This window comes from Thioclava sp. 'Guangxiensis' (assembly GCF_045348365.1).
Taxonomy (GTDB): Bacteria; Pseudomonadota; Alphaproteobacteria; order Rhodobacterales; family Rhodobacteraceae; genus Thioclava; species Thioclava kandeliae.
In genome coordinates, this window is the sequence record NZ_CP155822.1 from 1302317 (window position 1) to 1320737 (window position 18421).

Annotated in this window: 19 protein-coding genes and 1 riboswitch; of the genes, 9 read left to right on the top strand and 10 right to left on the bottom strand. The window is 63.2% G+C overall.

What is annotated here, in order from left to right:
* Nucleotides 1-17: 17 nt before the first annotated feature.
* From ABEB22_RS06445 to ABEB22_RS06460, 4 genes are all read right to left on the bottom strand, one after another.
* Nucleotides 18-1202 (bottom strand): DegT/DnrJ/EryC1/StrS family aminotransferase, encoded by a 1185-nt coding sequence (locus tag ABEB22_RS06445; protein ID WP_406871082.1) that lies wholly within the window; start codon nt 1200-1202, stop codon nt 18-20.
* Nucleotides 1203-1289: 87 nt separating this feature from the next.
* Nucleotides 1290-2594, bottom strand: a complete 1305-nt coding sequence (locus tag ABEB22_RS06450; RefSeq protein WP_339113697.1) for an FAD-binding oxidoreductase — start codon at nt 2592-2594, stop codon at nt 1290-1292.
* A gap of 12 nt (nt 2595-2606) precedes the next feature.
* Nucleotides 2607-3959, bottom strand: a complete 1353-nt coding sequence (locus ABEB22_RS06455; RefSeq protein ID WP_339113696.1) for a glutamine synthetase family protein — start codon at nt 3957-3959, stop codon at nt 2607-2609.
* Nucleotides 3956-4648: a type 1 glutamine amidotransferase gene (locus ABEB22_RS06460; RefSeq protein WP_350934702.1), complete on the bottom strand. Its 693-nt coding sequence runs from the start codon at nt 4646-4648 to the stop codon at nt 3956-3958. Before ABEB22_RS06460 ends, ABEB22_RS06455 begins: the two co-directional genes overlap by 4 nt.
* A gap of 142 nt (nt 4649-4790) precedes the next feature.
* On the opposite strand from ABEB22_RS06460, the gene arfB reads away from it, so the two are divergent.
* From arfB to ABEB22_RS06480, 4 genes are read left to right on the top strand one after another with little or no spacing between them, the layout of a single operon-like run.
* The gene (gene arfB, locus ABEB22_RS06465) at nt 4791-5213 is read left to right on the top strand and encodes an alternative ribosome rescue aminoacyl-tRNA hydrolase ArfB (RefSeq protein WP_339113694.1); all 423 of its coding nucleotides are present in this window, start codon (nt 4791-4793) and stop codon (nt 5211-5213) included.
* A complete protein-coding gene (locus tag ABEB22_RS06470) occupies nt 5206-5589 on the top strand; it encodes a hypothetical protein (RefSeq protein ID WP_339113693.1) in 384 nt (127 codons plus the stop codon). Before arfB ends, ABEB22_RS06470 begins: the two co-directional genes overlap by 8 nt.
* 34 nt (nt 5590-5623) lie before the next feature.
* Nucleotides 5624-6085, top strand: a complete 462-nt coding sequence (locus ABEB22_RS06475) for an NUDIX hydrolase (protein ID WP_406871083.1) — start codon at nt 5624-5626, stop codon at nt 6083-6085.
* A gap of 58 nt (nt 6086-6143) precedes the next feature.
* Complete coding sequence (locus ABEB22_RS06480; protein ID WP_350934708.1) at nt 6144-7631, top strand: inorganic phosphate transporter; 1488 nt, start codon at nt 6144-6146, stop codon at nt 7629-7631.
* A gap of 92 nt (nt 7632-7723) precedes the next feature.
* Here ABEB22_RS06480 and ABEB22_RS06485 read toward each other — a convergent pair whose 3' ends face one another.
* From ABEB22_RS06485 to pncA, 3 genes are all read right to left on the bottom strand, one after another.
* Complete coding sequence (locus ABEB22_RS06485) at nt 7724-8155, bottom strand: 6,7-dimethyl-8-ribityllumazine synthase (RefSeq protein ID WP_339113690.1); 432 nt, start codon at nt 8153-8155, stop codon at nt 7724-7726.
* 70 nt (nt 8156-8225) lie between these two features.
* Nucleotides 8226-8368: riboswitch (FMN riboswitch) on the bottom strand.
* 79 nt (nt 8369-8447) lie between these two features.
* Complete coding sequence (gene pncB / locus ABEB22_RS06490) at nt 8448-9755, bottom strand: nicotinate phosphoribosyltransferase (protein WP_406871084.1); 1308 nt, start codon at nt 9753-9755, stop codon at nt 8448-8450.
* An 80-nt stretch (nt 9756-9835) separates the two neighbouring features.
* Nucleotides 9836-10429, bottom strand: coding sequence for a bifunctional nicotinamidase/pyrazinamidase (gene pncA / locus ABEB22_RS06495; RefSeq protein ID WP_339113688.1), 594 nt, complete (start codon nt 10427-10429; stop codon nt 9836-9838).
* A gap of 134 nt (nt 10430-10563) precedes the next feature.
* On the opposite strand from pncA, the gene ABEB22_RS06500 reads away from it, so the two are divergent.
* The 5 genes from ABEB22_RS06500 to ABEB22_RS06520 all read left to right on the top strand — a co-directional run bounded on the left by ABEB22_RS06500 (nt 10564) and on the right by ABEB22_RS06520 (nt 15015).
* Complete coding sequence (locus tag ABEB22_RS06500) at nt 10564-11487, top strand: rhodanese-related sulfurtransferase (protein WP_350934715.1); 924 nt, start codon at nt 10564-10566, stop codon at nt 11485-11487.
* A gap of 85 nt (nt 11488-11572) precedes the next feature.
* Nucleotides 11573-12550, top strand: coding sequence for an iron exporter MbfA (gene mbfA, locus ABEB22_RS06505; protein ID WP_339113686.1), 978 nt, complete (start codon nt 11573-11575; stop codon nt 12548-12550).
* Between the two features lie 93 nt (nt 12551-12643).
* Complete coding sequence (locus tag ABEB22_RS06510) at nt 12644-13558, top strand: AEC family transporter (protein WP_339113685.1); 915 nt, start codon at nt 12644-12646, stop codon at nt 13556-13558.
* A 12-nt stretch (nt 13559-13570) separates the two neighbouring features.
* The gene (gene fghA / locus ABEB22_RS06515) at nt 13571-14401 is read left to right on the top strand and encodes an S-formylglutathione hydrolase (protein ID WP_406871085.1); all 831 of its coding nucleotides are present in this window, start codon (nt 13571-13573) and stop codon (nt 14399-14401) included.
* Nucleotides 14398-15015 carry an HAD family phosphatase gene (locus ABEB22_RS06520; protein WP_350934718.1) on the top strand — a complete coding sequence of 206 codons (618 nt, stop codon included), beginning with the start codon at nt 14398-14400 and terminating at the stop codon, nt 15013-15015. The genes fghA and ABEB22_RS06520 overlap by 4 nt, the downstream gene beginning before the upstream one ends.
* A 53-nt stretch (nt 15016-15068) precedes the next feature.
* On the opposite strand, the gene dxs is transcribed toward ABEB22_RS06520, so the two are convergent.
* The 3 genes from dxs to ABEB22_RS06535 are packed head-to-tail and all read right to left on the bottom strand — an operon-like array spanning nt 15069 to nt 18132.
* Nucleotides 15069-16997 (bottom strand): 1-deoxy-D-xylulose-5-phosphate synthase, encoded by a 1929-nt coding sequence (gene dxs / locus ABEB22_RS06525; RefSeq protein ID WP_406871086.1) that lies wholly within the window; start codon nt 16995-16997, stop codon nt 15069-15071.
* 19 nt (nt 16998-17016) lie between these two features.
* Nucleotides 17017-17883 carry a polyprenyl synthetase family protein gene (locus ABEB22_RS06530; RefSeq protein WP_350934722.1) on the bottom strand — a complete coding sequence of 289 codons (867 nt, stop codon included), beginning with the start codon at nt 17881-17883 and terminating at the stop codon, nt 17017-17019.
* A complete protein-coding gene (locus ABEB22_RS06535) occupies nt 17884-18132 on the bottom strand; it encodes an exodeoxyribonuclease VII small subunit (RefSeq protein ID WP_339113680.1) in 249 nt (82 codons plus the stop codon).
* Between the last annotated feature and the right edge of the window lie 289 nt (nt 18133-18421).

Genomic DNA, 18421 nt, shown 5'->3' on the forward strand with positions numbered 1-18421 from the left:
GGCTCCGGCTTTTTTACTTAGGCGGGTTTGACCTGTGCCACAGCCTCGAGCAGCGCATCCGCGATGAACTCGAGATCGGGTTGCGTCAGTCTTGCGGGCAGGCGGATGTCGCAGGCGCGCATCAGCATGGCGCGGGTCTTGGGCAGATCGGGTAGGTCGGTCAGAAACTGCCAGTTCCAGAAGGCGCGCGCATTATCGGTGGACAGTCCGAAGACCGAGACCGACACGCCCTGCGCCTTGGCCTCGGCCTGGAAGGCGCGGGCCTCCTCGTCGCTCCAGTCGCCAGATAACAGGAATTGCAGCGAATCCGGCGCGCGGGTTTCGGGCGGCAGGGCAGGCGGCACCGAGAGCCAGCGGCTCTCGCCCAGACGCTCTGCCACATGGTCATGGTTGCGCAGACCGTCCGCCGCACGGCGGCTGATCTCGCCCAGCTGCGGCAGCAGGATCGCCGCTGAAAGGTTCTGCATCCGGCAGTTATAAAGCGGCAGCCGGTTCTGCCATGCCTCGCAGCGCGCGGTCAGGCCCGGGTGCTTTTTCCAGTTATGCTCGTAGGCGCCCGACATGATGATGGCACGCGCCGCCAGTTCGGGATCATCGGTGATCATCACCCCGCCTTCGCCCGCATTCAGCAGCTTGTAGCTCTGGAAGGAGAAACAGCCGATACGACCGATGGTGCCGATCTTGCGGCCATGCCATGTGGTGCCAAGACTATGGGCGGCATCCTCGATCACCGGCAGGCCACGGGCCCCGGCCTCGTCCATGATCATATCCATGTCGGAGGTATGGCCGCGCATATGGCTGATCAGCACGGCATCGGCCCCCTCCAGCTTGGCGCGGAAATCCAGAGGGTCGATCCGCAGGCTGTCATCGACCTCCACCAGAACCGGCACACAGCCCGCATGGACAATCGCGGAAGGTACGGCGGCAAAGGTGAAGGCCGGCACCAGAACCCGCGCACCTGCCGGCAGGTCCAGCGCCTTCATCGCCAGAAACAGCGCCTGCGAGCAGCTGGAGACGGCGATGGCGTAGCTGACCCCCATATGGGCGGCAAACTCCGCCTCCAGCCGCGCAACGGGCGCGTCCTCGGAGGTATAGCGGAAGAGATCGCCGGTGCTCAGCAGGCGCTCTATTTCGGCGCGGGCCGCCTCGGGGATCGGCTCGGCATCGTAGCAGTTTGGGGCGATCCGTGCATCGCGTGGCATGAGACTCTCCTGACACAATTTGCAGCTTCATTGCCCCGGCAGTATGCTAAGGGCGCGTGAAACTAATGTGTCAACAGATAGGCCTGCTTACAACCCTAAGCGGTCGCGCATCGCATACCACGTCATGGCCGCCGCCAGAAGCGGGCTGCGCAGCAGCGCGCCGCCGGGGAATTTGGGCACATCGAGCGAGGCGAAAAGATCGAACTTCTCGGCCTGACCGCTGATGGCTTCGGCCATGATCCGCCCCGCCAGAACGCCCATCGCTACCCCGTGCCCGGAAAACCCCGAGGCCGAGAGGATATTGTCTCCCGCCGGCCGGATGAAGGCTGGCATGCGGTTCATGGTGATGGCCAGCGTGCCGCCCCAAGCGTAATCGATCCTCACATCCTTGAGCGAGGGATAGATCTCCAGCATCGGTTTGCGCACGGTCTTCACGATATCGGGGAAGCGGTAGCCATAGCTCTCGCCCCCGCCGAACAGCAGCCGGTTGTCTTCCGACAGTCGCCAGTAATTGACCACGAATTTGGTGTCGGCCACGGCCACGTTCTCGCGCAGCACCTCGGCGGTGCGGGTGCCCAGCGGCTCGGTCGCGACGATGAAATTGTTGATCGGCATGACGCGGGCCGCGACCTTGGGCTTGAGATCGCCCAGATAGCCGTTGCAGGCCAGCACCAGATAGCTTGCCTTCAGCACGCCATTATCGGTGGTGATGGTGACCTCGGGGCCGGTCTCGACCTTCTGCACATGGCTTTCCTCGTAAAGCACCGCCCCCGCCTTCTCGGCGGCCAGCGCCAGCCCCTGCGCGAAGTTCAGCGGATGCAGATGCCCCGCGCCACGGTCGATATCGCCGCCCTTGTAGCGGTCTGAGGGAAGGATCTCGTGCAGCTCTTCCCTGGAAAGCGGCTCGACCAGATTATAGCCGTAATCGCGGGCCAGTTTCTCGGCCATGTGATGCGAGTGCCGGACCTCGTGCTTGTTCAGGCAGGCATGCACGATCCCCTCATGGAAGGTGACCGGAATGTCATGCGAGGCGATCAGGCATTTGATCAGCCCCTTGGCCTCCTGCCCGAACTCCCAGAGCCTGTGGGCCATCTCGCGCCCGTAGCGCAATTCCAGCTCGTCCTGCTCGAGCCGCTGGCCGGAGCCGACCTGCCCGCCATTGCGCCCCGAGGCGCCGAAGCCTATCCGATGTGCCTCGAGAAGCCTGACCGAATAGCCGCGCTGCGCCAGATGCAGCGCGGTCGAAAGCCCCGTGAACCCGCCCCCGATGATCGCCACATCCGCGCGCGCCTCGCCCGTGAGGCTGGGGCGGCGTTTGTCGGAATAGGCGGTGGCGGCATAGTAGCTAGGCGCATGCTCGCCGGTGGTATCATTGGCAAAGAGCAGGTTCATCGGGTCTCCGTCTTACACGTTGAGCAGCAGGTGCTCGCGCTCCCACGGGCTGATGACCTGTAGGAACTCTTTGTATTCGTTTCGCTTGACCGCTTCATAGACCACGCAGAACTGTTCGCCCAGCACATCGCGGATCGGATCGTGACCGGCCAGAAGATCCAGTGCATCGCCCAGGTTGGCGGGCAGCTCGTCCGTGCCGGAATAGGCGTCGCCCAGATATTCGGGGCGCGGCATCTGCTTTTCCTTCATGCCCAGATAGGCGCAGGCAAGCGTTGCCGCAAGCCCCAGATAGGGGTTGCAATCCATTCCCGCCAGCCGGTTTTCGATCCGCCGCGCCGCAGGGCTCGAGATCGGCACGCGCAGGCCCGTGGTGCGGTTGTCGCGGCCCCATTCGAGGTTGATGGGGGCGGCAAAATCCGGAATGTAGCGGCGGTAGCTGTTCACATAGGGCGCAAGCAGCCCGATCACCGCAGGCAGGTGGCGCTGGAGCCCGCCGATACAATGCAGGAAGGTCTCGGTTTCGGCGCCATTGGCATCCGAGAAAATATTGTCGCCGTTCTCGTCGATCACCGACTGGTGGATATGCATCGCCGATCCCGGCTCGCCCTCGATGGGCTTGGCCATGAAGGTGGCGAAACAGTCATGGCGCAGCGCGGCCTCGCGGATCATCCGTTTGAAGAAGAAGATCTGGTCGGCCAGCTGGATCGGGTCGCCATGGGCGAGGTTGATCTCGATCTGGCCCGCGCCGCCTTCCTGCAGGATACCGTCGATCTCGAAGCCCTGCATCTCGGCGAAATCGTAGATATCGTCGATCACCTTGCCGTATTCATCCACGGCCGACATCGAATAGGCCTGTTTGGCGGCCGCGCGCCGCCCCGTGCGGCCCATCGGCGGGATGATCGGCTGGTTGGGGTCGGTATTGCGGGCTACGAGGAAGAATTCCATCTCGGGCGCGACGATCGGCGTCCAGCCCTCGGCCTTATAGAGGTCCACCACGCGTTTGAGCACGTTGCGCGGTGCGATCGGCACCAGATTACCCGCCTGATCCTTCACGTCATGGATGACCTGCATCGTCCAGTCCGCAGTCCAGGGGGCGGCGGTGGCGGTCGAGAAATCGGGTTCGAGGATCATATCCGGCTCGGTGAAGGCCCCCGCGGGGTTATCGGTCCATTCGCCGGTGATGGTCTGCAGGAAGATCGAGTTCGGCAGGTAGAAATGCGATTGATGCGCGAATTTCGACGCGGGCATGGCTTTGCCGCGCGCCACGCCTGCGATATCGGGCACGATACATTCGACCTCGTCGAGCCGCCGGTCGACGAGGTAATCCTGCGCCGCCTGCGGGCATTTCTTGATCCAGTCGCTCATGCGGTTTTCCTTTCAGCGGCAAGGAACATCCGCGCGATACGCTCGCCGATCACGTTTGATGTCTTGCGTTCAGTCAGTTTTGTCTCGGCGGCATCGATCAGCGCATTCGGGATCGGGCCGTCTCGGCGGGTGGCCAGCATGTCGCCGATCAGGGCGTCGTCGAATTCGGGATGTGGCTGGATGGTGAAGATGTGATTGCCTTTCACCATCGCGCCATAGCGGCAGAAATCATTGCCGCCCACACAGTCGAAGCCCTCGGGCATCTGCGTGACCTGATCCTGATGCCAGGCGTTGAGCACCATGGGCTGGCCGTCGATAGTGTAGTTCTGCGCGCCCACGGCCCAACCGCCCTTGAATTTCTCGACATGGCCGCCGAGCGCCTGTGCGATAATCTGGTGGCCGAAGCAGATGCCGGCCATCGGCACCTCCGCCTTGGCTACTGCGCGGATAAAGGCCTCGAGCGGCGGGATGAAGGCGTGGTCTTCATAGGCGCCATGTTTGGACCCGCTCAGGATCCAGCCTTCGCATTCATCGGGCGTGGCAGGTATTTCGCCTTTTTCGTCAACGTCATAGATGCGGTAGGTGAAGCCGTGTCCGGAGAGAAGTCGCTGGAACATGTCCGAATACTGGCCATGTTTTTCGCGGAGCGGCTCGGCCATGGGGCCGAGCTTGAGGATGCCGATCAGCATATAGAAACCATTCTTTGAGGCGAGATCGCCGATGACAGGAGCCTAGTGCTGCATGCCCCGCGCGACAAGGGGGTCCGGGCGGGGGAGACCGGAGGCACGAGAAGACCCTTTCTATTACCGTCAGGCGCGTTACTTTCCGCCCATGCTGAGAATCACCGACACCATCTCGATCGCCGATTGGGAGATCACCGAAAGCTTCACCCGCTCGCAGGGGCCGGGGGGGCAGAATGTGAACAAGGTCTCGACCGCGGTCGAGTTGCGGTTCGAGGCCGAGCGCTCCCCGCATCTGCCCGCGCCGGTGAAGACGCGGCTGCGTCAGCTTGCCGGACGACGCTGGACGCAGGACGGCGCGCTGCTGATCCGCTGCGAGGAAACCCGCTCGCAGGCGCGCAACCGCGAACTGGCACGCGAGCGGTTGGCCGAGCTGATCGTGGCGGCGACCCATCGCCCCAAACGCCGGATCGCCACCAAGCCCACCAAGGGCAGCCAGCGGCGCCGGCTGAAGGCCAAGACGATCAGGGGCGAGGTGAAATCATTACGTGGAAAGGTGGATGGCGATGACTGAGGCAGTTGTTCTCGAGCGGCGGGACGGCCCTTGGGGCTGGGACGCGGCTGGCGCGCGCTATCTTTGTGCCGATGGCGGCGAGGCGGGCGCGCCCGATCCCGAGGTGATGGCGTTCCTTCAGTCGCGGCTTGCGGCACTTTCCGCGCCACAGGTGGCCGTCCATGACGACCGGATCGTGCTGGTCTTCGACACCTCCGACACCGCGGGGCGCGCGCGTGACGCGCTTGCGGGGCATCTGATCCTGCTGGCGGAGTGTGAGGAGAACCGGTTGCCGGTCCGTCCGGGTGCGGGGTTCTCGCGGCAGAATGCGGCGCTTCTGGTCGAGATGCTGTCGGAGGTGATGTTGGATCTCTCGCCCTCCGCCCCCATGTGGTAGGGGACCGCTCTGTGCCCCCGACAAAGGATCAAGGATGATACGCCGACTGCTGGATGTGATGCAGAGCCTGCTGGGCCGCCGTCCACCTGCGCTGCAGGTGGCCGCGCTATGCACCCGCAAGACGGGCGAGGCTACGGAGGTGCTCTTGATCACCTCGCGCGGCACGGGGCGCTGGGTCACGCCCAAGGGCTGGCCGATGCGCGGGCGCTCGCTCTCGGGGGCTGCGGCGCAGGAAGCCTGGGAAGAGGCGGGTGCGACGGGCCGGATCTCCAAACGGCCCGTCGGGTATTTCAACTATGACAAGGCGCTCGAGAGCGGGCTGGCCATCTCGGTGGATGTGGCGGTCTTTCATATGGGCAAGGCAGAGCTTTCGGAGGACTATCCCGAAAATGGCCAGCGCCGGCGCCGCTGGTTCAGCCCCGAAGACGCTGCAAAAGCCGTTGCAGAAGAGGGTCTGGCAGACATAATTCTGTCATTGCAGCCCATCAAACGTTGATCTTTAAACGCGTCCCGCTTATGGCCGCCACCGGATGTAACAGTTTTGTGGCGGATTCATGTCGACGGAAGATCAGAACGGCAAGCCGGTGAACCAGTGGAAAACGCTCGACCGCGACCTGAAGCGGATCGGGCGGCTGGAATATGGCGCGCAGCACCTTTCCCGTAGTCTTGTGGCGCCCGGCATCGCGCTGGCCTTCATCGGTCTGGCGGGGCTCATGGCCGCCCTTCTGATGGGGGCAGGTCCGGGGCAGGGCGTTGTGGTCATCGGGGCGGCGATCGGTGCCTATATGGCGCTCAATATCGGCGCCAATGACGTGGCCAACAATATGGGCCCTGCGGTGGGCTCCAAGGCGCTGCCGATGCTGGGTGCATTGGTGATCGCGGCCGTCTGCGAGACCGCGGGTGCTCTGCTGGCGGGGGGCGATGTGGTCAAGACCGTGGCCACCGGCATCGTGGACCCCTTCGCGCTGCAGGACCCCGCAAAATATATCTGGGTGATGATGGCTGCCGCGCTGGCTGCGGCCCTCTGGCTGAACCTTGCCACATGGATCGGTGCGCCGGTGTCGACCACCCATTCCATTGTGGGCGGCGTGTTCGGGGCGGGCGCGCTTGCGGCGGGCTTCCATGCGATCGAATGGTCGATGCTGGGCCGGATCGCGGCCAGTTGGGTGATCGCGCCTGTGCTGGGCGGGGCGATTGCGGCGAGCTTCCTTGCGGTGATCCGTCGCCAGATGCTGGATGTGGAGGACCGTATCGGCGCCGCGCGGCGCTGGGTGCCGGTCTGGAACGGGATCATGGGTGGCACGTTCGGCGCCTATATCCTGTTCAAGGGGCTCAAGCATGTGTTCCCGATCCCGCTCGGCGCGGCCTGTCTGATCGGCCTGTGCTTCGGTATCCTGTGCTGGCTGGTCAGCGTGCCGCTGATCAAGCGCAAATCGCAGGGGCTGGAAAACCGTAAGAAGTCGGTGAAGACGCTGTTCTCGCTGCCGCTGATCGTGGCTGCCGCCCTTTTGTCCTTTGCCCATGGCGCCAATGACGTTGCCAATGCGGTCGGTCCGCTGGCGGCCATCGTGCATGTGGCCGAGGTGGGCTCGATCACGGATTCCGTGGGCCTGCCGCTCTGGGTGCTCTTGGTGGGCGCGATGGGGATCTCCTTCGGTCTGTTGCTGTTCGGGCCGCGCCTGATCAAGCTGGTGGGCTCCGAGATTACCAAACTCAACACCGTGCGCGCCTTCTGCGTGGCGCTCTCGGCGGCGATTACGGTGATCGTGGCCAGCTGGCTGGGGCTGCCGGTCAGCTCGACCCATATCGCCGTGGGCGGTATCTTCGGCGTGGGCTTCTACCGCGAATTCCACGCCCAACGCCGCGCGTCCCGTCCGGGCGCCATCCAGAAAGGCAAGCCCGTGCCGCCCGAGGAGCGCAAGCGCCGCCTGCTGGTGCGCCGGTCACATATCCTGCAGGTTGCCGCCGCATGGGTCATTACCGTGCCCTTCTCGGCCTTCCTCGCGATGGCGATTTACTATCTCCTGACGCTGGTGGCCTGAGCTTCGAGGCTGCGGACAACAAAAAAGACGCAAGCGGGTTGCTTGCGTCTTTTTCATGTGCGGGACCTGTTATTCAGGAGACCTGACAGGGGTCAGGCCAGCGTCGCATGCAGCGCCGTCACGCCAAGCGCGGCCTGGGCGGCCTCACGGCCCTTCTGCACGAAATGCTCCTTGTAGATCCGGTTATGGTGATCGGTTTCCTGATAGTGATGCGGCGTCAGCGACACCGACAGCACCGGAACGCCGGTGTCCAATCCTGCTTTCATAAGGCCATCGACCACGGCCTGCGCCACGAAATCATGGCGATAGATGCCGCCATCGACGACAAAGGCCGAGCAGGCAATCGCCGTATAGCGGCCGGTCGCGGCAAGCTTCTTGGCCACCAGCGGCAGCTCGAAGGCGCCGGGGACGTCAAAGACATCGACCTGATCCGCGGGGATCAGCTCGCAGAAGCCTTTATAGGCCTGATCAACGATATCGGCATGCCACTGGGCTTTGACGAAGGCGTAACGGGTGGGTGTCATCTGGATCTCCTTTCGCAACAACACGTCACCCAAGGCGATCACATGCCATACCGCCCGCAGGCGGGAGTTGGCACATTCTCTTCCATCCGGACTATGACCGTCGGCCCGGGCCTCTCACCCGATCTGCTGACCCCTCATGTGGAGGGCGCTCGCGGGCTTGCAGTCATCCTGCTTACCGCCGGTGGGGAATTCCGCCCCGCCCTGAGAACCGCGCGAAACTGGCGCGTTTTCAGGGCAGGTGCAAGAGTCGGGGATAGGGCAATTTTGCACAGCTCCCATGCAGTTCGGGCCCTTAGACGATTACCTCGCGCGCAACCTGTCCGGTGGCCCCGAAGACGCGGCGGTAGCGCTCGATCTCGGATTGCGGGCCCATTGCCTTGTTGGGGTTATCCGACAGCTTGACCGTAGGGTGACCATTGGCCGAGATCGCCTTGCAAACAAGGCTGAAAGGCTCGAGCCGGCCATCGGGTTCGAAGCCGCGGAAATCATTGGTCAAGAGCGTGCCCCAGCCGAAGCTGCATTTGACCCGCCCATGGAACTGCGCATGCAGCGCCTTGATCTCTTCGACATCCAGCCCGTCGGAGAAGATCACCAGTTTCTCGCGCGGATCCTCGCCACGCGCTTCCCACCATTTGATCGCTTTCTCCGCCAGGGGCGCTGGGTCACCGCTATCGATACGGATGCCAGTCCAGCCGGCGAGCCAGTCGGGCGCGTCATTGAGGAATCCTTCGGTGCCATAGGTGTCGGGCAGGATGATGCGCAGATTGCCTTCATGCTCCTCGTGCCAGTCGGCCAACACCTTGTAGGGCGCTTGCTTGAGCGCCTCGTCATTCTCGGCCAGCGCGGCATAGACCATCGGCAATTCATGCGCATTGGTGCCCACGGCCTCGATATCGCGGCGCATGGCGATCAGGCAGTTGGAGGTGCCGGTAAAGGCCCCGCCATTGGCGCTATCACCCAAGCCCTCCAGCATTGCCTGCACGCACCAGTCCTGCCAGAGGTGGCTATGGCGGCGGCGGGTGCCGAAATCGGCGATCTTGAGGCCCTCGAGCTCTTTGAGGACGTTGATCTTTTCCCAGATGCGGGTCATCGCGCGAGCATAGAGCACCTGCAGCTCGAAGCGGCGCATCTGGTTGACTACCGCGCGCGAGCGCAGCTCCATCAGGATGGCAAGGGCAGGGATCTCCCAAAGCATGACCTCATGCCATTTCCCCTCGAAGGTCAGCTCGTATTGGCCATCCTTCACCTGCAAATCGTATTCGGGCAGCTGGTAATTATCAAACCACTCCATGAAATCGGAGCGGAACATCTGGCGTTTGCCGTAGAAGGTATTGCCGCGCAGCCATGTGCTTTCCCCGCGCGAGAGCTTCAGCGAGCGAGCATAATCGAGCTGCATCCGCAGGACATTCTCGTCGATCATCTCGGCCAGACGGATATCCTTGGAGCGGTTGATCAGCGAGAACCGCACCACCGTCTCGGGGCTGTTGCGGAAGATCGACTGGCACATCAGGAGTTTATAGAAATCGGTATCGATCAGCGAGCGGATGATCGGATCGATCTTCCACTTGTGGTTATAGACGCGTGTCGCGATGTCGACCATGGCTGGCCCCTCCCTCTCGTTGCGGGGACTAAACCTATAAATCAGGCACTTGGCAAGGGCAGAGCCCTTGTCTTCTCCGCTCAGATAAGGCGGATGCCGGCCGCGTCCATCTTGGTCAGTGCCGCCTCGAGCGACCCGTCCAGATCGATGCCACGGCAGGCAGAGCGTTTGACAGCAACCTTATAGCCCAGCTTCACCGCATCGAGTGCGGACCACGCCACACAGAAATCGAGCGCGAGACCGCAGAAGGTGAGATCCGTCACACCGCGCTCGCGCAGATAGCCATGCAGCCCCGTGGGCGTGGTCTGGTCATTCTCGAAGAAGGCCGAATAGCTGTCGATTGCAGGGCGGAATCCCTTGCGCAGCACCAGATCGGCGGGATCTGTCGCCAGTTCGGGGTGGAAGGCCGCTCCGTCTGTCCCCTGCACACAGTGGTCCGGCCAGAGCACCTGCGGACCGTAGGGCATCTGGGTGAGGGAATAGGGATCGGCCCCGTGGTTAGAGGCAAAGGATTGATGGTCGGCCGGATGCCAGTCCTGCGTCAGCACCGTCACCTCATGGCGGCCCATCAGCGCATTGATCTCGCCCACGATCAGGTTGCCCTCGGCCACAGCGAGCTTTCCGCCCGGACAGAAATCGTTCTGCATGTCGATGACGATAAGGGCGGTGGTCATGGGCAGCTCCTGTTGTAACGGGCTCACGCTAGGCGGGCAACGAGGAAGGGTCAACCGACGACGCAAAGCTGTGGCAGGAATACCGATTATATCGGACTTGCCTGACGGGCACCCGAAGCAGTAAACGCAGGCCCATGTATATCGTAGCCGCACTCTACCACTTCACCCGATTCGATGATCTGGCCGCTATCCGCGGCCCGCTCCTGGCGCTTGCGCAGGAGGCTGGCGTCAAGGGCACGCTTTTGCTGGCGCATGAGGGGATCAATGGCACCATTGCAGGCCCGCGTGAAGGGATCGATGCAGTGCTGGCCCATGTGCGCGCCTTGCCCGGTTGTGCCGGCCTCGATTGGAAGGAAAGCACGGCCGAGGACGAGCCCTTCCTGCGCATGAAGGTGAAGCTGAAGAAAGAGATCGTGACGATGGGCCAGCCGGATGTGGATCCGACGGCCTCTGTGGGCAATTATTGCACGCCCGAGGAGTGGAACGAGCTTATTCAGGCCCCCGATGTGGTAGTGATCGATACGCGTAACGATTACGAGGTCGATATCGGCACGTTCAAGGGGGCCGTGGACCCCAAGACCAAGACCTTCCGCGATTTCCCGAAATGGTGGGAAGAGAACCGTGAGCGCTTCCACAACAAGCGCGTGGCGATGTTTTGCACCGGCGGTATCCGCTGCGAGAAATCCACCAACTACCTGATCGGGCAGGGTGTGGAGGATGTCTATCACCTCAAGGGCGGCATCCTGAAATATCTCGAGGAGATGCCCAAGGAAGAGAGCCTCTGGGAAGGGGATTGTTTTGTCTTTGACGGGCGTGTGGCGCTGACCCACGGGCTCGAGCAGGGCAAGCACCGCGAGGTCTGCCATGCCTGCCGCCGTCCGCTGGCCCCCGAGGACAGGCAGCGCCCTGAATTCGAGCAGGGTGTGCAGTGCCATCATTGCGTGGGCGAATATTCCGAGGAAGACCGCGCCCGTTTCCGCGAGCGCGAGCATCAGATCCAGCTGGCGAAAGCCCGTGGCGAGCGTCATATCGGGCGTGATGAGACGGGTGTGATGTAACCTCGCGTTTAGGATGCGTTTGCAGGGTTGCAAATCGGCGCGGCTCGGGTAGTTTAGAATTATTCTAAACTTGAGGGCCGCGCCTATGTTTTCCTTCCTTGGCAACCGCCGCCGTTTTTCCGATCTCAACGAACAGGAAATCCTCGCATTGGCGATTTCGTCCGAGGAGGATGATGCGCGGATCTATCGCCAGTTCGCCGAGCATCTGCGTGCCGAATTTCCGTCCTCCGCCAAGGTCTTCGACGGTATGGCGCTGGAGGAGGACGAGCATCGCCGCCGCCTGATCGAGGCACATCAGGCCCGCTTCGGTGATGTGATCCCTTTGGTGCGGCGCGAGTTCGTGGCGGGGTTCTATGCCCGCAAGCCGGTCTGGATGGCCGAGACCATGTCGCTGGAGGCCATGCGCGGCGAGGCCGCCGCGATGGAACGGCAGGCAGAACGGTTCTATGTGGCGGCCGCCGCGCGGGCGACGGATGCAGCGACCCGCAAGCTTCTGGGCGATCTGGCCGCGGCCGAGGCAGGTCATGAAGCGACCGCCGAACATCTGATGGAAGAGCATCTCACGCCGGATGCCCGCGAGGAAGAGGATCGCGCGGCGCATCGCCAGTTCGTGCTGACATGGGTGCAGCCCGGTCTTGCGGGTCTGATGGATGGCTCGGTCTCGACGCTGGCACCGATCTTTGCCACGGCCTTTGCCACCCAGGACCCCAAGACCACGCTGCTGGTGGGGCTTGCTGCCTCGGTAGGCGCGGGGATCTCGATGGGCTTCACGGAGGCCGCCCATGATGACGGGGTGATCTCGGGCCGTGGTTCGCCGCTGAAACGTGGTCTCGCCTCGGGGGTGATGACCGCGCTGGGCGGGCTTGGCCATGCGCTGCCCTATCTCATCCCCGATTTCTGGACGGCGACGATCATTGCGATGGTGGTGGTGTTCGTCGAACTCTGGGCCATCGCATGGATCCAGAACCGCTATATGGAAACCCCCTTCCTGCGTGCGGTCTTCCAAGTCGTGCTGGGCGGGGCGCTGGTCTTTGCCGCGGGCGTGTTGATCGGCGGCGGTTGAGAGCGCTGCAAAAACGGGCAGTGCGGGGCTATTTGAGCACGCTCACGGAGCCCGCGCTGGCCCTTTCGAAAAAGCCGTGCTAGCGGATTTTCCATGTTCGATATCTTCCTGCAATTGCTTCCGTTTTTTGCCCTGATCGCGCTTGGCTGGTTTGCCGGTAAGGTCGGGTTCTTCCCGCCTGCGGCCACGGCCTATCTCACGAAGTTTATCTTCTTCTTCCCGCTCTCCGCGATGCTGTTCGATTTCACCTCCGGTCTGGAGATCAGCCATGTGTTTCAGGGCCGTTTCATGGCGGCCTATTTCACCGGCTCGCTCTGTATCTGGCTGATGGCTTTTGCGGTGGCCAAGTTCCGCGGCGAGGCCACGGATATGTCGGCGATGGAAGCCCAGACGGCAATGATCGGCAATACCGGCTTTCTGGGTGTGCCGATGCTGGCCGCTGTGCTCGGCCCGCAGGCCGTGGCGCCGATCATCATGGTGCTTTGCGTCGATCTTATCGTGTTCTCGGTGCTGTTCACGGTGGTCCTGAGCGCCGCCCGCACAGGGCGGGTGGCGGTGGCCCCCATTGCCTTGGGGATCGTGAAGAACCCGATGATCGGCTCGATGGCGCTGGGGCTCCTGTGGTCGGCTTGCGGCATCCCCATGCCGGCATGGCTGTCGGAGACGGTCAAGATGCTGGCCGCCGCCGCCACGCCCGGCGCGCTGTTCGCCATCGGCGCAAGCCTTGCGGCGCTGACGCTCAACCGGCTGGGGCCGGCCTCGTGGCTTTCGGTCTGCAAACTGTCACTCCATCCGGGCATCGTCGCGCTATCGGCGTTTTTCGTCTATGGCGTGGACCGGTTCGATGCGGGGGTGATGGTGGCCACCGCGTCCTTGCCTGTCGCGGGAAATGTCTACATGCTGGCGCAGAACTACAATGTCGGCGCGCCACGGGTCTCTGCGGCGATCTTCGTGTCGACTGCCGCCAGTATTCTAACGCTGCCAGTCATCCTGCACTGGATCCAATAACGAAAGGGCATCATGCGCATTATTTCCGAAAACCGCTGCTTCGAGGGCGTGCAAGGCGTCTATGCGCATGATGCCAAGACCACCGGCACCGAGATGACCTTTGGTCTGTTCCTGCCCGAAGAGGCCGAGGATGGCCCCGTGCCGCTTCTGTGGTATCTCTCGGGGCTGACCTGCACCCATGAGAACGCGATGACCAAAGCGGGCGCGCAGGCATGGGCGGCGGAGCATGGTGTGGGGCTTGTCTTCCCCGATACCTCGCCGCGCGGCGAGGGCGTGGCCAATGACGAGGCCTATGATCTGGGGCAGGGCGCGGGCTTCTATGTGAACGCGACGCAAGACCCTTGGGCCAAGCATTTCCGCATGTGGGATTATGTCGCCGAGGAGCTTCCCGCGCTGCTGATGTCGGAATTTGCCATCGACCCCGACCGCCAGTCGGTCACCGGCCATTCGATGGGCGGGCATGGGGCGCTGACCATGGCGATGCGCCTGCCGGGGCGGTTCCGCTCGGTTTCGGCTTTTGCGCCTATCGCGCAGCCCACCCAGAGCGACTGGGGCCGCAAGCAGTTGGGCGCTTATCTCGGCGCGGATGAGGGCGCGTGGCTCGAGCATGACAGCACCCATCTGATGACCGAACTCGGCTTTGACGGCCCTGTTCTGGTGGATCAGGGCGCCTCCGACCAGTTTCTCGATCTGCTGCGCCCCGAGGCGCTGGCGGGTGCCATGATGGGGCGCCGTCAGGAAGGCACCTTCCGTATGCAGAAGGGCTATGACCACAGCTATTTCTTCGTCCAGAGTTTCATGGCCGATCATCTGGCCTTCCATGCCGAGGCACTGTGGAAATGATCGAAGCCGTTGTTTTCGACATCGGGAACGTGCTTCTCGAATGGCAGCCCGAGCGGCATTTCGACACGTTCATGGACGCCCAAGACCGCAAGCGTCTGTTTGCGGAGGTCGATCTGCATGCGATGAATGATGCAGTCGACAAGGGCGGCAACCTTCCCGATCTCTGCGCGGCGCTGGCGGAGGCGCATCCCGAATGGCGCGAGCAGATCCTGCGCTGGAATGCCGACTGGCTACAGATGGCCTCGCCCGCAATCCCGCATTCCGTGCGGCTCCTGCGGGCGCTCAGGGCCAAGGGCATTCCGGTCTTCGCGCTGTCGAATTTCGGAATCGGAACCTTCGCGATGGCCGAGGGCAAATACGATTTCCTGCAGGAGTTCGATCGCCGCTATATTTCCGGCCACATGGGCGTGATCAAGCCCGATCCCGAGATCTACCGGATGCTCGAGGCGGATTGTGGCGTGGCCCCCGAGGCGCTTCTCTTTGCCGATGACCGCGCCGATAATATCAAGGCTGCTGAAGCGCGCGGGTGGAAGGGGCATCTCTTCACTACGCCAGAGGCTTGGGCCGACAGGCTGGTGGCCGAAGGGCTTTTGACACCCGAAGAGGCGATCTAACGCGAAACGGCACCCGAAAGGGTGCCGCCCGTCATTTGCAGCACTGCTCTGGCTCAGGCGCGTTTGGCCATCGAGATGTTCAGCATCTCCAAGACCTTCGCCTCGATCTGCGCGGCATTCATCCCCGCCACCTCATACATCTTCTCGGGCGAGGCATGGTTGATGAAATCATCGGGCAGCACCATCGAGCGCAGCTTGAAGCCACGGTCGAACACGCCCTCTTCCATCAGGAAATTCTGCACATGGCTGGCAAAGCCGCCAATTGCACCTTCCTCGATGGTCAGGATCGCCTCATGCTCGGCCACAAGGCGCAGGATAAGATCCTTGTCCAAGGGTTTGCAGAAGCGGGCATCAGCCACGGTCGGTTGGATGCCGCGCGCGCGCAGTGCCTCGGTGGCCTTCAGCACCTCCGAAAGGCGCGCGCCATAGCTGAGGATGGCGACCTGCGCGCCCTCCTGGAGGATGCGGCCTTTCCCGATCTCCAGCGGCACGCCCTGCTGCGGCATATCCACGCCCATACCCTCGCCACGCGGGTAGCGGAAGGCCGAGGGGCGGTCGTTGATGGCCGCAGCGGTCGCCACCATATGCACCAGCTCCGCCTCGTCACCCGCCGCCATCACCACGAAGTCGGGGAGGTTGGCGAGGAAGGCTGTATCAAAGGCGCCCGCATGGGTCGCGCCATCGGCACCCACGAGCCCCGCACGGTCGATGGCAAAGCGCACCGGTAGTTTCTGGATTGCCACATCATGCACGATCTGGTCATAGCCGCGCTGCAGGAATGTCGAATAGATCGCGCAGAACGGCTTCATCCCCGAGGCGGCAAGCCCCGCCGAGAAGGTCACGGCATGCTGTTCGGCAATGCCCACATCGAACATCCGGCGCGGGTGATGCGCCCCGAATTCCTTCAGCCCCGTGCCATCGGGCATCGCCGCTGTCACGCCCACGATCGTGCCGTCGCGATTGGCCTCGGAGATCAGCGCCTCGGCGAAAACCTTGGTGTAGGAAGGAGCGTTCGAGGGCGCCTTCTTCTGTTCGCCCGTGGCGAGGTTGAACTTGGCCGTCGCATGGCCGCCATCGGGGCGGCTCTCGGCGGGGGCATAGCCCTTGCCCTTCTTGGTCAGCGCATGGATCAGCACCGGTCCGCGGGCGCGCGCCTTCAGCGTGCGCAGAAGCGGCAGCAGGCTCTCCAGATCATGCCCGTCCACGGGGCCGACATAGGTGAATCCCAGTTCCTCGAACAGGGTGCCGCCCATGGCCATGCCCTTGAGCATTTCCTTGGCGCGTTTCGCCCCTTCCTTGAACGGTTCGGGCAGGAAGGTTCGGGCCGCGCCCTTGGCGACCTCCTTGAGATCCTGGAACGGGCTCTCGGAATAGAGCCGCGTCAGATAGGTCGAGAGCGCACCCACGGGCGGCGCGATCGACATCTCGTTATCATTGAGCACCACAAACACGCGGTTCTTCAGGTGGCCGCCGTGGTTGAGCGCCTCGAAGGCCATACCGCCGGTCAGGGCACCATCACCGATCACTGCGATCGCGTCGCCGGTTTCGGCCCCCAGCTCGCGTGCCGCCGAGAACCCCACCGCCGCCGAGATCGAGGTCGAGCTGTGGCCCGCCCCGAACGGGTCATAGGCGCTTTCCGAGCGTTTGGTAAAGCCCGACAGCCCGTCCTCCATCCGCAGGGTGCGGATACGGTCGCGGCGTCCGGTCAGGATCTTGTGCGGATAGCACTGGTGGCCCACGTCCCAGACGATCTTGTCGCGCGGGGCGTCAAACACGGCATGTAACGCCACGGTCAGCTCCACCACGCCCAGACCCGCGCCCAGATGGCCGCCGGTTTCGGACACGGCGGCAATGGTTTCACGGCGCAACTCGCCCGCCAGCTGGATCAGTTCGCGGTCGCTCAGGCCCTTCATATCGGCGGGCAGGCGTACACGGTCCAGAATCGGCGTGCTCGAGGTTTGGGTCTGCGGGAGGTCGCTCATCTTTGGCTATCCGCTTTCGTCAGTGTTTGCGCGCAATGGTGAAGCGCGCGAGGTCTCGCAATATGTCGGCACGTTCGCCATAGGGCTCGAGGGCCGCAATCGCCTGCTCGCACAACTCGCCGGCGCGGGCTTTCGCGCCTTCGAGCCCCAGAAGCGAGACGAATGTGGCCTTTCCGGCCTCGGCATCCTTATGCAGACGCTTGCCGGTCAGATCCTCGTTGCCTTCCACATCCAAGATGTCATCGGCAATCTGGAAAGCAAGGCCCAAAGCCTCTGCATAGGCGGCAAGTGGCGCAGGATCTTGGTCCGCAATCACGGCCCCCGCACGCGCGGCAAAGCCGATCAGCGCGCCGGTTTTGCCTTCCTGCAGCTTGGTGATCTGTTCAAGCGTCAGTGGGGTGGCGGCGGTTTCCGCGGCGATGTCGAGCGCCTGACCATAGACCATACCTTCCGCACCCGAGGCGCGGGCCAGATCGGCCACCAGCGCCAGACGGGCAGGGGCCTCGCCAAGGGCCGCATCGGTCAGCAACTCGAAGGCCATCGTCTGCAGCGCGTCTCCGGCCAGGGCAGCGGTCGCCTCGTCCCATTGCACATGGACGGTGGGCATGCCGCGGCGCAGGTCGTCATTATCCATGCAGGGCATGTCGTCATGCACGAGGCTATAGGCATGCAGCGCCTCGACGGCACAGGCCGCAGGCATCGCCTGCTCGGCCGGAATGTCGAAAATCGCGGCGCCTTCCAGCACCAGGAAGGCGCGCAGCCGCTTGCCGCCCTGTAACGCGTAATGCATGGCGTCACGCAACTGGCCCGCGGGATATTGCGCCACACGCGCATCAAGCGCGGTCTGCACCGACGCCTGGGCTTCACTCAAACGGGTCTTGAACATTTACAGCCCTTCGGTCGGCACCGTGCCGGTGGGGGTGCCGTCGGCGGCCAGCGTGATCTTCTCGACGCGCTCCTCGGCGGCTTTCAGGAGGGTCGCACAACGCTCTTTCAGCGCCGCCCCGCGTTCGTATAGCGCAATCGACTGGTCCAGAGGCACATCGCCCCGGTCGAGCTGGTTCACGACCTGCTCGAATTCCTTCATCGCTTCCTCGAAGCTCATCGTCGAAACGTCGCGCATCTGATCCGTCATCGCCCACTCCTTCGTTGGGGCTTGGGATGCCACCAAATGCGGCTTTGGTCCAGCCCTGTTCACGAGAAAGACATGAGGACGGGGCCGTAAAACGCAAAACCCCGCCTGTGGCAAGCCATGGCGGGGAAGCAACTTGAAGGGCCGTCTTGAGAAAGACGACCCTCGAGTTCTAAGGAGATGGTCCGGTTAGGGGTCTGAAGACGATCCAAATCGGAGCCCACCCAGGGTTCAAATTGCCTTAGGGATTGCCCTCAGGCCTCGGCCCCCCTGAATGTCCCGATACCTCTCT